We start from the raw sequence: 14,217 nt of genomic DNA, 5'->3' as shown, positions 1-14,217 counted from the left end.
AAAAAGGAGGTTCTCATTGATTTGAGAATCTCCTTTTAATTTCTAAATTTATTTAAAAATATAAACTTTGCTCTCGTAAGGTCTAATTTCCATATTTAAGTCATCATCATAGTTACCAATCAACAACTGGCCCTTTTCTTGACCATAGTCACGAGTCAATTTCTGGTCAGTGAAATTACTGATAACTAAGAGTGTTTGACCGTTATAACGACGTTTGTAACTAAATACCTTTTCATCCTCTGGGTCAAGCAATTCATACTCGCCGTAAACAATCAAATCGCTGTTATGACGTAATTCAATCAATTTCTTATAGTAGCTAAAGACTGAATTTTTGTCTTCAATTTGATCACGAGCGTTGATTTCTTGATAATTAGGATTCAATTCAAACCAAGGTTTGGCGCTAGAAAAACCGGCGTTCTTATTTTCATCCCATTGCATCGGCGTTCTAGCATTATCACGTGACCTAGCAGAGAGATACTTCAACATTGAATCTTTATCGACGATTTTTTCATCCTCAACGAATTCATGATAAGCATTCAAGGATTCCAAATCCTCATATTGTGAAAGTTTCGTATAGTGAACGTTGGTCATTCCCAATTCTTCACCCTCATAGACGTAAGGTGTTCCCTGCATCATATGTAAAGTGGTCCCTAACATTTTCGCAGCTTTTGTCCGATACTTCGGATTATCTGTTGCAAATCTTGAGACAGCCCGAGGTTGGTCGTGGTTATTCCAATACAAACTGTTCCAACCTTTGCCATTGAGCCCGGTCTCCCACTTACTCAAAGAATGCTTTAATTCCGTCAATTTGACTGGAGCATCATACCATTTTCCCAAACGCTTATCGGGATTTCCAGAAAGTCCCACATGATCGAATTGGAAGACCATGTTCAACTCGTGTGAATCCAATCCGGTGTATTTTATTGCATCTTCCGGCGTTGAGTCAGGCATTTCGCCAACTGTCATCACATCATATTTAGATAAAACTTTTTGATTCATTTCTTGGAGAAATTCATTTAAACGGGGACCGTCAGCAACGACTTTACCCACGTCAGCGTATTTCTCATCAGGCAATTTCTTTCCGTCAGGCAAACCTGCAGGTTTAGAGATTAAATTGATAACGTCCATTCGAAATCCGTCGACGCCTTTGTCTAACCAAAACCGCATTACATTCCAAACTTCATCGCGAACTTTAGGATTTTCCCAATTTAAATCGGGTTGACCCTCCGCAAACAGATGCAAATAATATTGGCCTGTTTGTTCATCAAATTTCCAAACGGAACCATTGAAGTAAGAACCCCAATTATTAGGTTCGTGACCATCCACTGGGTCGCGCCAAACGTAATAATCACGATAAGGATTATCTTTTGACTTGCGACTTTCTTGGAACCACTTGTTCTGATCAGACGTATGGTTGACCACTAGATCCATCATAATTTTCAATCCTAAAACATGTGCTTTTTGAAGCATTGTTTCAAAATCATCCATCGTTCCATAGGTTGGCTGGATGCTGCGATAATCGCTAATATCATAGCCATTATCTTTATCAGGAGACTTGTAGATTGGATTTAACCAAATTACGTCCGCTCCTAAGTCCTTGATATAAGGCAACCGACTCGTCAAACCTGGTAAATCGCCGATACCATCGCCATTGCTATCTTGGTAGCTTCTTGGATAAACTTGATAAACTACTGATTTTTTCCACCAATTATTCTCTGTCATACTTTGCCCTCTTCCTAGAATTATTAACTCTATTCTAGGTTTGATTACAATTTGTGACAACGGTTTCAGAGAGCTATTTTTCAGTTTTTTTAACTTTGTTATTAGCTTTTCGATAAACCAAATAAGATGTAATCGGCACTGTCAAAATAACGCCAATCGTACAAATCAAAGTCGTTAAAATCTGCGCCACAATCAATTTATCATTCAAGATTTCTGAAAATTTGTATCCCAATGAATGAATCAAGAAAAACAATGGAAAAGTTGAAGAAAAGAAATTGAAGAGCAAAGTATTAGTCTGCGTATTGAGAATTTTATTGCCAACTGAAAAGCCATCGTTAAATATTTCTCTTGGCGTTAAAGTTGGCTTGTTATCAACGATTTCATTCAAGCCACTCGTTATCGCCACACTGGTTTCAGAAATAACTCCTAAACTATTGATAACGATGATTGAAATTGCTAATTCGGGAAATGAAATTCCTGCGGCTAGAGAAAAGGCTTCAAGTTCATCTTGATTTTCAGCCCCCATCCCTTGAGCATTAGCCCAGGTTTCTAGGGGAATCGTAATCAATAAAATAATAACTACAATTATCAATGACGTCTTAAAAGCTGTATTGGCTGTTTGCGGATTGTCGACATTCATAAAAATTGCGACTACCAAAATTATTAACGCAACGATACCAGTCGTAATTAAAATATTGAAGCCATCTGCAATCAAAATTAACAAAGCTAAAATTGAAATAACATTGATGCCAAGTCCGAATAATAAAGTAAATCCTCTAGTTCCACTGACTAATAATAGTAGAACAACGAAAGTTAAAAATAGATATAGCATTAATTCAACCTCCTTGTAATTACTTTACTAGCAATAAAACTAGTGACCGGCACTGTCAAAACGATACCGATAGCACTGATCAACAGCTGTGTGACGCCTAAACTCAAGGTCATGTTCAACGTGTAGCCGACGGAATTGCCATTGCTCAAATAAAGTAAGACAACATTCAAACTCTCCGCAATCACAATAAATAACAAGATATTGATTAAAGGTCCAATCAATTCCCGACCGATATTGATACCAGATTTAAAGAGCGTCTTATCAGTTACATCGCTCAATTCCTTTTTCATTTGAATCAAAGATGAAGAAATATCCATCGTCTCATCAAGAATAACACCTAAAACACTAAAAATGACTTGCGACAAGAAGACGCTCAGATATGGCTGCAGTTCATAATCGTTAAGTTCCAAGTGAATCCCACTGTAGCCTGTCATTCCAAGAATAAAAGTACTCAATAACATTGCGGCCGTCGTAGCAACCACCGTACTCGAAAAAGCCATTAAAGCTGAATAAGTCGGCCCTAAAATAACTAATAACGCCGTTGCAGAAATTAATAACGCCGTTATGATAGTCATCAAAAGTAACGCGTTGTTGTGTGTTTTAATAATCGACTGCATATAGCCATAGAAAATAACGATGTTAATCAAAACACTGATAAATAATTTTTTCCGGTCGAATTTCATACAGAACAATAGGAAAATGACTAGTCCGAAAGTAAAGACCAGACTCGTGTCACGCTTGATATTTTGAGGTGAATACGAGTGTCCGCTATGTGCTAGGATAACTTGCTGTCCAGTTTTATACTTTGTATCAGTCAACTGCGACTTGTAGTAAGTATTGTGAAACGAAATCGTTTTGCCTTTATTTTTACTATTTAATAATTTACCACTGACACGTTGCGTGATTTGCGTATCGGTGTTTTTGTACTGATCCTTAGAAGTATTTTTACTAAGATTCTTAACATTTGTCACTCTTACCACAGGGTCGTGGTACAAGAAACTGTCAAAATACGTTAAGGCTGTGGCAAAAATCACCATCAACCCCACGATTAACAATAATCGTATATTTTTTCTCATAAAATAAATTTCCTCGCAATTCTGCCAATGTCTACATTATATGTTTTTTCAGAAAATAATTAATAGGCAAAGTATTATAAATTTGTGGTTGACAAGAGTTAGTTATTGAAATATATTTGAGTCATCAATTTGTTAGGAGAAAACATTATGAAAAATACATACTCTCTAATAAATATTCGTTGGCAAAGCCGATAACTCAGATTGATCCGATATGGATTCAATCTGGAGTGGATTGTATCCGTGTCGGCTTATTAAACTATGATAATTTTAGAGCCCACATGGAATTTTTATACAAAATAACCATGTGGGTATTTTATTTTCTAAGGACAATCCCACAAAAATTCTGGGATTGTCCTTTTAATTTGGGGGAATATAACGATGAAACATACGAGAAGACTTTATTTTACGCTAGCTGCACTAGCAATGTTCTTAATTTTTGCATACTTCTACACAGGAAGAGCTGATGGACAAAAGCAAAATGCCATCCCGAAAGTTGGTATCTTGCAGTTAATGTCGCATCCAGCTTTGGATCAAATCAATAAGGGGATTAACGATACACTCAAGAAAAATGGTTACGTTGATGGCAAGAATGTCAAAATTGAATTCCAAAATGCTCAAAACGACCAAAGTAATTTACGAACGATCAGTAAACAATTCGTTCAAGACAACGTGGATGTAGCAGTCGGTATCGCTACTCCATCAGTTCAATCATTGAAAAACGCTACTAACAAAATTCCCATCGTTATGGGAGCTGTCACTGATCCTGAGGGCGCGGGAATCATTAAAAACAATAAAAAGCCAGGTGGAAATATTACCGGTGTTTCCGACCAAGCTCCACTAAAAGCTCAATTAGATTTAATGAAAAAGGTCATCCCTAATTTGAAAACGATTGGAATTATTTACACTTCTAGCGATGCCTCAGCCACTAGCCAAATGAAAAAAATGCAAAAATTGGCTAAAAAAGAAGGCATTACCGTTAAGGTCTCAAGTATCAATTCTGTCAACGATATTCAACAGGTCGGAACGGCTTTGGCTGAAAGTGTTCAAACGATTTACGTTCCAACTGACAATACCGTAGCTTCTGGTATGAAACTCCTATCTTCAATTGCTCAAAAACAAAACATCGCTGTCTTCCCTGCAGCAACTACCATGGTTAAAGATGGTGGTTTAGCTACTGTCGGTCTTAGCCAATATGAACTCGGTGAAAAAACTGGCGAACACGTCGTCAATATCTTAAAGGGTAAAGAGAAGACCGCTACGACACCAGTTACCTTCATGGAAAAAGGACACTTGATGTTAAACGAAAAAATGGCTAAGAAGCTCAATATTACTTTCTCAGATTCACTTATTAAGGAAGCTAAAAAGAAAGGACAGATTATCAAATGAATTTAATTGTCTCTACTATAAGTCAAGGTTTTATCTGGTCGATTATGGCTATCGGGCTCTTTATCACTTTTAGGATTCAGGACTTCCCTGATATGACGGTTGAAGGCAGTTTCCCACTCGGCGCTGTCACTGCTATCAGTTTGATTCAAAGTGGTCATTCGACGATTTACGCGCTTTTCATTGCTTTTATTTTCGGATGTTTGGCCGGATTTGCGACCGCATTTCTTTACGCTAAATTAAACGTTCCGATTCTTTTAGCCGGTATCTTAACGATGACCGCTCTTTACTCTATTAACTTACGTATATTGGGTAAAGCTAATATGTCATTGACTAAATCAACTAACATTTTCAATCAATTCGGATTGGATAAGTTGCCTACTAATTTCAATGGCATCGTCTTAGGAATCGTTGTGATTGCTTTGATTATTTTCCTACTGATCATCTTCTTGAATACTGAAAAAGGGCAAGCCTTGATTGCTACAGGTGATAACGAAACTATGGCCGCTTCCCTTGGTATCAACACAACTGTGATGAAATTCATCGGCTTGATGGTCTCAAACGGAATCGTTGCTATCACTGGTGGTCTGATTGCCCAACAAAATGGTTTTGCGGACGTCAACATGGGTATCGGCGTCATCGTTATCGGCCTTTCTGCTATCATCATCGGTGAAGTCATCTATCCAGATGTTCCCTTAAGTATTCGCCTTATCACCATTGTCATAGGTAGTATCTTCTATCGTCTGATTTTGATGGCCATCTTGCAACTAGGCTTCAATACTAACGACTTGAAACTGATTTCAGCTATCATTTTGGCACTGTGCCTAGCCTTGCCAACGATTCGCGAACAATTCTTGAAAACTCTTAGAAATGGGGTTAAAACCGAATGAAACCATTATTAGAAATAAAAGATGCCGTTAAAACAATCTATAACGACGATGACACTTTGAATATTCTCAATAATATCAATTTAACGATTAATCCCAAGGATTTCTTAGTCGTTCTCGGAACTAATGGTGCTGGGAAGTCGACTTTACTGGACGCCATCACCGGTACCAACAAATTAACCTCTGGTAAAATTTTATTGAATGGTGAAGATATTACCTCTGAAAATCTAGCTAAGCGCAGTCGCCACATCAGTCGAGTTTATCAGGACCCAAAATCGGGGACCGCACCACGAATGACCGTTGCGGAAAATCTGCTTTTAGCCAAACGTCGAGGACTTCCTAGACGATTAAGATTACGTAAGTTGAAGGAAAACCTCCCTGAATTCAAAGAGTTAATCTCCAACTTGCCCACCTTGGACAACCGCTTGAATACTTTCACCGAAAAATTATCCGGTGGTCAAAGACAGACTTTGAGCTTTTTAATGGCCATCATCCAACGACCAGAATTGCTTCTACTCGACGAACACACCGCCGCTCTTGATCCACAAACTAGCAAGGATTTAATGGAATTAACTAATCGTATCATCTTAGAAAAAGAACTGACTTGCATGATGATTACCCACGATTTATCAGAAGCTATGAAATACGGCAACCGTTTAATCGTTTTGAAAAAAGGTGAAATCATCCTCGATTTGAATCAAGAAGAAAAAGATAAGTTAACTGAAGCTGACTTATTGCAATACTTCTAAAAATAATACTTATAAAAGTCATAAAAAAAGGCCAATCCATAACGGATTAGCCTTTTTGCGTGATTTCAAAACTTTTATGATTTTAAAAAATTATTTAACGTCGCTAGCTCTTAACCATTCGTTAGTTGCTACACGATACATCTTGATACCATTGATTGTTGCTGTTCTGTCAGTAAACCAGCTTGAGTTTCCGGCAATAGCACGGTTACTAATTTGTTTACCATTTTCATCGAATAATACTTTATATTGACCACCAGTAGTTTGAATAGTAGTGATATTTTCAGTATATTCAAGAACTTCGCTAGCTTTTGCCCATTCGTTAGTTGCTACACGGTAGTAAGTAACGCCATCAAGAACCATTGTTTCATCAGAAGCCCAGTCTGAACCATTGCTGAGAACACGGTTAGTAATTTCCTTACCTTCTTGATCATACAATCTAGCATATCCCTTACCATTAACACTAACTACACTACGGTGATTTGAAACAACACCCTTGTTAGATTCTTTTACAAGGTAAACTTTAACAGCTTTTGTCTTGCTGTCTAATTTGATTGTGCCATTTTCACCATTAGCAAGTTTGTAACCTTTAGGTAAAGTAAGCTTTTGTTGGTCGCCAACTTTACCTGTGATTGTTGAAGTTGTGATTGTTTTGTTTGTTGCTTTGTTGATGTATGTCACTGTTACGTTTAGGTTTTGAGTTGCATTAGTTGATGTATTTGGTTTATTTACAATTGTATCTTTAGGTTTAAAAGAAACTTCTACATAATTTAAATTACCATCTTTCAGTATTTCCCAACTATCATTACCAACTAATTCATATTTATTATCATCAAAATCTAAATCCTGTTTGGAGATTTTATTAGCTGAAGAATCTACTTTAATATATTTAATATCAATTTTATCTTTTGACTTACTATTTACATTCTTAAATTTAACTTGAACTTCTTTTTTGGAATTAATACTTGTAATTGGCACCACTTTAACGTTTAGGCTTCCATCAGTATTAAGGTTTTTTAAATTTAAAATCGTTTCACTCGCTTTATACCCGCTTGGTATTTTTTCTACTAAAGAATTTGTACCCAGTTCTTTAGTTGCTGTCAGAACTTCTATTGAGTTAGATGTATTTTCTAATTCAGTTTCACCGTTCAAATAATGTAAAGTGATGTTTTTTTTCTTTGAAACCTCTACTTTTACTACTTTATTATCAACGTTATATTCATCTTGTATATTGAAGATACCATAATCTGGATAAGCATCTTTTAATTTCGTAGCAATTTTTTCTTTTGTGATTTTAGATTCATTAGAATTAATTGTTGCTTGCATTGTTGAATTATCATCAACATTTTCAAATTTAATAGTCACTTCTTGTTCATTTGGCAATTGATTTGAATCTGATGCTGCAGTTGCCAATGAAACAATATTACTAGCATTAACCCCACCTAAAATGCTTGAAAATAGAATCCCCGTTACAATTATACTTTTAGCTAACTTCATAATACCCTCCGGAATAAAAATATTTTTCCTTAATACTCATAAGGTAATCCTAATGTAATATATCTTTAAATTCCTAGCAATAAAAAAATCAAATATTTTAAATTAGTTAAAATTCCTACAATTATAATGATGATGTAATAAATAATAAATTCAAATATAAGCTAATGCTTATGAATAAAGATAACATTATATTGTTTCTTTCATAATTTACCCACAAAAAAAAGCCACAAACCAAAATTGATTTGTGACTTCTAATTAGTTCATTAATATATAAAAATTTCTATTCAACAATATCAGTTACTTTAACCCATTCATTTGTAGCAACGCGATACATTTTAACGCCATTAACGGTTGTCATTTTATCTGTTGCCCAAGCAGATTTTGCGCCTAAACCACGGTTACTGATAAGGTCGCCAGTTTGAGTGTAAAGTTTTGTGTAAGCTACATCTTTAGTTGTTACAACATTTCTATCAGCTTTTTGAACGATATCGTCATTTGATGTTTCTTGTGAAACAACTGTAACGTTGTCGGCTGGAACCCATTCGGTTGTAGCTACTTGGTAATATGTTTTGCCGTTTAGGACTAATTTATTAGCGACCATCCAATATGAATCAGCGGCTAAGGCACGGCTTTTAATTTGTTCACCTTTTACTGTGTACAAATTAGTAAATGTTTTGCCAACTTTAACTTTTCCAGTAAAAGGTGTGACATCGCTAGTTGCTTTAGTAACTGTCACGATTTGCGTATTGCCTTCAGTTTGCAATGTGAGAGCTTTGCCATCGGTTGCATAACCTGCGGGGATTTGTTCATCAGTTAGTGAAATTGAGTCTCCTGCTTTGTCTCCAAAAATTTGTGTGCGGCCAACTTCTGTTTGATCAGCTGTCTTGAAGATAACAGTATTAGAAACTTCTTTTTCGACAGGAACGTTATATTCCTTGCCTTGTTCCAAAGTGATTGTCTTATTAGCATCTTTAGGCCATGAACAACCAGCTGGCAAGTTTGAAATTGTGTAGCTATTGCCAACGCCACCATTAACTGTTTCTGATTTAACTAGTTTATTGTTTTGATCCACAAAGTTAATTTTTGCGGAAGTTAATGGTGTGATAGTAACCCCAACACTTGAATTATCAGAACCCTCATTTTTTACATAAGTAGCATTTTCGCCGTCTGCTAAAGTGTAACCATCTGGTACATTAGTAATCTTGGCGCCAATTGTGCCCTCTAGTTCAACTGGTTGACCAACTTGTTCGCTATTTGATGCTAAATAATAAGTTACTTTATTAGTTACATTTTCAGATGCTTGTGTAACTGCACTAGCAGCATTTACTGCTGTTGGAGTTATAATGCCTCCTAATACCATCCCTGAAACTAAAACTCCACTGAGCAATAATGATGTTGTTTTTTTCAAAATAAATCCCCCGTATTCTATTTGAACTTTTTCAAATCTCAATATCTAAATCTTAATTGAGTCCAACCTTTCTTTCAAGGAATTTATAAAAAAATCAATAAAAACGGAAATTAGACACCAAATCCTTCAGGTATCCCCAAGGCTACTCGCGCGTAGCGACTCATCTTGCTAATATCCCAAATTGGATACCAGACTAATTCGATTTCAACTTCTGTAATGCCGGAAACGGATTTAGCTGCCTGTTTAATGGCATCATTTAACATATCGCTCAACGGACAGCCCATAGTGGTCAAGGTTATGGTGATAGTTGCTTGATTGTCATTTTTTATTTCAACTTCATAAATCAAACCGAGATTGACGATATCAATGCCAAGTTCTGGATCGATAACTTTTTCAAGTGCATCCATGACTTGGTCTTTTTTTGCCTTTTCTGCCATAGTGACCTCCTATTATCCGATTGAACCTTCCATTTCAAAACTGATCAAGCGATTCAATTCAACCGCATATTCCATTGGTAATTTCTTGGTGAACGGTTCAACGAAGCCCATCACAATCATCTCCGTAGCCTTAGCTTCAGAAATTCCTCGGCTCATTAAATAATAGAGCTGTTCTTCCGAAATTTTAGAAACTCTCGCTTCATGTTCCATCGAAACGTTGGCATTAGCAATCTCATTATAGGGAATCGTATCAGAAGAAGATTGGTCATCCATGATAATCGTGTCGCATTCAACGTGGGCCTTTGAGCCATCGGAATGCTTGCCAAATCGAACAGTCCCTCGATAATCGACTGAACCACCTGTTTTAGCAATTGACTTGGACACGATTGAACTAGAAGTATTCTTGGCATTATGAATCATTCTAGCTCCAGAATCTTGATGAATCCCATTACTAGCGACTGCAATCGACAGCATCGTTCCTCTAGCATTTTCGCCATTTAAATAAACGCTCGGATATTTCATCGTTACCTTTGAACCAAGATTGCCATCGACCCATTCCATCGTGGCATTTTCTTGCGCTGCTGCCCGTTTAGTTTCCAAACTATAAACATTGTCAGACCAATTCTGAATCGTTGTATAACGGCAGTACGCATCCTTATTGACGTTTACTTCCACCACGGCCGCATGCAAACTGTCAGAAGAATAATTAGGAGCCGTGCAACCTTCAACGTAATCAACCTTGGCACCTTCATCGACAATAATCAAAGTCCGTTCGAACTGACCAGAGTTCTCTGAATTCAAGCGGAAATACGATTGGATAGGAATATCGCAGCGTACGTTTTTGGGCACATAAATAAATGAACCACCCGACCAAACGGCACCATTTAAAGCCGCAAATTTATTGTCTGCAGGCTTGACCAATTTACCGAACCATTTCTTAAACAACTCTGGATATTCTTGCAAAGCTGTGTCTGTATCAGTAAAGAGAATCCCCAGTTTACCAAACTCGTCGCGCATATTGTGGTAGACCACTTCGGATTCGTATTGGGCCGACGACCCAGCCAGATATTTCCGCTCAGCCTCTGGAACCCCAAGCCTATCAAAGGTTTGTTTCAATTTATCTGGCACATCATTCCAATCACGGTACTTACGATCGGTCATTTTTTGATAGTAAAGCATATTCTTCAAATCTAGGTCCGATAAATCGGGCCCAAAGTTTGGCATGGGCAATTTTTGGTAGAGTTCAAAAGACTTAAGACGGTAATCTAACATCCATTGCGGTTCATTTTTTTCAGCTGAAATTTGGCGAACTGTTTCTTCAGTTAAACCACGACCGGTCGAATATTTAGGTTTTACATCGTCATGAAAGCCATACTCGTAATCTGAATCATTTAAATCAATCATCGTCTTCATCTCCCAAAGATTTTCTCAAAGCCCACCAGCATAAAGTAGCACATTTAATACGAGCCAGAAATTGCATCACGCTCGATAAAATGGCCGCATCCTTTAACTTATCTAAATCCTCTTGTGAATGTTTTTTACCCATGACCATATCAGAAAATATCTGGGCCATTTCAAGTCCCTGCGTGGTGGATTTTCCAATAACTGCATCGGTCATCATACTAGCCGAAGCCTGACTAATCGTGCATCCAGAACCAGTGAATCCAATATCTTCGATTACATCATCTTTTAAAGCTATTTCTAAATTAATCACATCGCCACAAGTAGGATTTTTCAAAGTAATCTTTTTTGTAGCCTGATTTAAAAGGTGTTTGTGATGTGGATGTTTGGAATGGTCTAAAATCACTTCTCGATATAAATTATCTAATCCTGATAAACTCATACTTTGAAAAACTCCTTTGTCTCAAAGATGGCTCTTAATAATTGATCAACATCTTCTTTAGTATTGTAAAAATAAAAACTAGCTCTGACAGTGGCAGATACTCCTAGGTATTCCATTAACGGCTGGGCACAGTGATGTCCCGCTCTGACAGATACACCATCCATATCAAAAGCTGTGGCAACATCATGTGGATGAATATTCGCCAGATTAAAGGATATAACACCGTTATGCTTGTTGCTTTTTTTTGGACCATAGACAGTTAGTCCTGGTACTTCCAAAAGTTTTGGCAACGCATAATCAACCAATTCATATTCTATTTGAGCAACCTGTTCCATCCCTAAATCTGTTAGATAATCGATTGCTTTGCCTAATCCAATTGCATCAGCAATATTTTGCGTGCCAGCTTCAAATTTCCAGGGAATTTCAGTCCAAGTACTGTGATACTTCTTGACGAAATCAATCATCTCACCACCATATTGATAAGGCGACATCTTCTCAAGCAATTGCTTCTTACCGTATAAAACGCCAATTCCCGTTGGACCCAGCATCTTATGTCCTGAAAAGGCATAAAAATCAGCATTTAAATCTTGAACATCAACTGGCATATGAGGCACTGCTTGGGCTCCATCAACTACCATAACGGCGTTATGAGCGTGTGCTATTTTGGCCATTTTTTTGATGTCATTGGTAACGCCTAAGACATTGCTAGCATGCGTTAAAGCGACGATTTTAGTTTTATCAGTGATTTTATTTTGCATATCTGCTAAATCCAACTGACCATCAGCAGTTAATTCGATATATTTGAGGATGGCTCCTTTTTCCAAGGCTAATTGTTGCCAAGGTATCAAGTTGCTGTGATGTTCCATATAGGAAATCACTATTTCATCGCCCTTTTGAATATTCTCTTCGCCATAAGTGCTAGCTAAAAGATTAAGACTATCAGTCGTTTCCTTAGTAAAAATAATTTCATGAGCATCTTTTGCATTAATAAATTTTTGAACTTTAATGCGGGCATTTTCATATTCTTCAGTCGCTCTTTGTCCAAGCGTATAGACGCTTCGATGTACATTCGCATTGTCATTTTGATAAAAATTCATAATTGCATCTAAAACTGCCTGTGGTTTTTGACTTGTAGCGGCGTTATCTAAATAGGCCAAGCGTTCATTATTAACCTTCTGCTTTAGAATTGGAAAATCTTCTCTAATTTTCAAAAATTTTTTGTCCATTTTCCAACTTCCTTTCAATCGTCTCAATTAATTGCTGACGAATAATCTTTGAAGGAATCGCTACGAGTACATCGCCTAAGAATCCACGAATAACCATTCTTTGGGCCGTTTTTTGATCAATTCCTCGGCTCATCAAATAATACAATTGATTCTTATCAACTTGACCAACACTTGCGGCATGTCCTGCAATAACGTCATTTTCATCAATCAATAAAATCGGATTGGCATCGCCATAAGCCTTACTAGACATCATCAAGACCCGATTTTGCTGCTCAGCGTGAGAACCTTTGGCGCCATTTTCAATATGACCGATTCCGTTAAAAATAAGACGAGACCGATCCATAATTACGCCTCGTTGATTAATATTTCCAATCGAATGCTGACCATAATTGGTAACTCTAGTATTGACTCCTTCTTGTTGACGTTTAGACGTGATATCGACCACTTTAATCTCTGAATGGGCACCTTCGCCATTGAGGTCAGTATCAAAGTCAGCTACGGTATCGCCGTCATTCATTAGCCCAATTGACCAATCGACAAACGCATTTTGACCGACACTAGCACGACGACTCAAATATGAAGTGACATTTTCACCAAGTTCATCGACTGCCGCATACTTAATTCGACTATTATCTTTTGCCACGATTTCAACGATGCAATTAGCTACAGATTTTTTATCGCCTTTAGAAGTCATCTTTTGGATAAATGAAAATTCTGAATTTTCCTCAGCCACGATTAAAATATGTGAAACAAAGGGACTGTCCGACAACTGCTCCAAATTAACCTCAATCGGCTGTTCAACTACAGTATTTTTGGGGACGTACAGGAAAATACCCTGATTCACAAAAGCAGCATGGTAAGCAGCTAACTGATTTTCAGAAAATTTAATAACTTGGTTCATATAATAGTGCTCAATAATTTCTGGATGCTCTTTCAAAGCTTCAAAAAAATCCATCAAAATATAATCTGACCCTGATTTCAAGTCAGTATGGAAAATCTGCTTGATATCAGGCGTCATCTGCCAAGAATGATAATCGAAACGCTGCATCTTAGGCAACGACAACTGTTCTATCAAGTCCCTTGCTTTTAATCTCGTTTCCACAAACCAATCCGGTTCCCCATTAGCAAGTGCAATTTGCTTTAACTCTTTTGGTGACATC

General features: G+C 37.1%; 13 protein-coding genes. 3 read left to right on the top strand and 10 right to left on the bottom strand.

Translation table 11 applies throughout. The annotated features are described in order from the left end of the window. Positions 1-48: 48 nt before the first annotated feature. The 3 genes from FHL06_RS03695 to FHL06_RS03685 all read right to left on the bottom strand — a co-directional run bounded on the left by FHL06_RS03695 (position 49) and on the right by FHL06_RS03685 (position 3,630). On the bottom strand, positions 49-1,722 hold the full coding sequence (locus FHL06_RS03695) for a glycoside hydrolase family 13 protein (RefSeq protein WP_153384897.1): 1,674 nt from the start codon (positions 1,720-1,722) through the stop codon (positions 49-51). 73 nt (positions 1,723-1,795) lie between these two features. Further along, positions 1,796-2,554 (bottom strand): YibE/F family protein, encoded by a 759-nt coding sequence (locus FHL06_RS03690; protein ID WP_153384896.1) that lies wholly within the window; start codon positions 2,552-2,554, stop codon positions 1,796-1,798. After that, entirely contained in the window at positions 2,554-3,630 is a 1,077-nt protein-coding gene (locus FHL06_RS03685) for a YibE/F family protein (protein ID WP_153384895.1), read from the bottom strand. Before FHL06_RS03685 ends, FHL06_RS03690 begins: the two co-directional genes overlap by 1 nt. A gap of 378 nt (positions 3,631-4,008) precedes the next feature. On the opposite strand from FHL06_RS03685, the gene trpX reads away from it, so the two are divergent. From trpX to FHL06_RS03670, 3 genes are read left to right on the top strand one after another with little or no spacing between them, the layout of a single operon-like run. Beyond that, positions 4,009-5,016: a tryptophan ABC transporter substrate-binding protein gene (gene trpX / locus FHL06_RS03680; RefSeq protein ID WP_153384894.1), complete on the top strand. Its 1,008-nt coding sequence runs from the start codon at positions 4,009-4,011 to the stop codon at positions 5,014-5,016. Then, positions 5,013-5,903 (top strand): ABC transporter permease, encoded by an 891-nt coding sequence (locus tag FHL06_RS03675; RefSeq protein ID WP_153384893.1) that lies wholly within the window; start codon positions 5,013-5,015, stop codon positions 5,901-5,903. Before trpX ends, FHL06_RS03675 begins: the two co-directional genes overlap by 4 nt. Continuing rightward, the gene (locus FHL06_RS03670) at positions 5,900-6,649 is read left to right on the top strand and encodes an ABC transporter ATP-binding protein (RefSeq protein WP_153384892.1); all 750 of its coding nucleotides are present in this window, start codon (positions 5,900-5,902) and stop codon (positions 6,647-6,649) included. The genes FHL06_RS03675 and FHL06_RS03670 overlap by 4 nt, the downstream gene beginning before the upstream one ends. A 90-nt stretch (positions 6,650-6,739) precedes the next feature. Here the strand turns inward: FHL06_RS03670 and FHL06_RS03665 are convergent, their stop codons facing one another. The 7 genes from FHL06_RS03665 to sufD form a co-directional block, all read right to left on the bottom strand. Further along, positions 6,740-8,143 carry an SLAP domain-containing protein gene (locus FHL06_RS03665; RefSeq protein ID WP_192917945.1) on the bottom strand — a complete coding sequence of 468 codons (1,404 nt, stop codon included), beginning with the start codon at positions 8,141-8,143 and terminating at the stop codon, positions 6,740-6,742. 280 nt (positions 8,144-8,423) lie between these two features. Beyond that, entirely contained in the window at positions 8,424-9,551 is a 1,128-nt protein-coding gene (locus FHL06_RS03660) for an SLAP domain-containing protein (RefSeq protein WP_153384891.1), read from the bottom strand. 110 nt (positions 9,552-9,661) lie between these two features. After that, positions 9,662-9,988 (bottom strand): metal-sulfur cluster assembly factor, encoded by a 327-nt coding sequence (locus FHL06_RS03655; RefSeq protein ID WP_153384890.1) that lies wholly within the window; start codon positions 9,986-9,988, stop codon positions 9,662-9,664. 12 nt (positions 9,989-10,000) lie between these two features. After that, positions 10,001-11,392 carry a Fe-S cluster assembly protein SufB gene (sufB, locus tag FHL06_RS03650; RefSeq protein ID WP_272950442.1) on the bottom strand — a complete coding sequence of 464 codons (1,392 nt, stop codon included), beginning with the start codon at positions 11,390-11,392 and terminating at the stop codon, positions 10,001-10,003. After that, on the bottom strand, positions 11,385-11,831 hold the full coding sequence (sufU, locus tag FHL06_RS03645) for a Fe-S cluster assembly sulfur transfer protein SufU (protein ID WP_153384888.1): 447 nt from the start codon (positions 11,829-11,831) through the stop codon (positions 11,385-11,387). Before sufU ends, sufB begins: the two co-directional genes overlap by 8 nt. After that, positions 11,828-13,057, bottom strand: coding sequence for a cysteine desulfurase (locus FHL06_RS03640; RefSeq protein WP_153384887.1), 1,230 nt, complete (start codon positions 13,055-13,057; stop codon positions 11,828-11,830). Before FHL06_RS03640 ends, sufU begins: the two co-directional genes overlap by 4 nt. Beyond that, a complete protein-coding gene (gene sufD, locus FHL06_RS03635) occupies positions 13,032-14,216 on the bottom strand; it encodes a Fe-S cluster assembly protein SufD (protein ID WP_153384886.1) in 1,185 nt (394 codons plus the stop codon). Before sufD ends, FHL06_RS03640 begins: the two co-directional genes overlap by 26 nt. Between the last annotated feature and the right edge of the window lies 1 nt (position 14,217).

Origin of the sequence: Companilactobacillus halodurans (assembly GCF_009600985.1) — a bacterium.
Lineage (GTDB): Bacteria > Bacillota > Bacilli > Lactobacillales > Lactobacillaceae > Companilactobacillus > Companilactobacillus halodurans.
The sequence above is the reverse complement of the archived record's forward strand: the minus strand, read 5'-3'. Positions and strand labels throughout refer to the sequence as shown.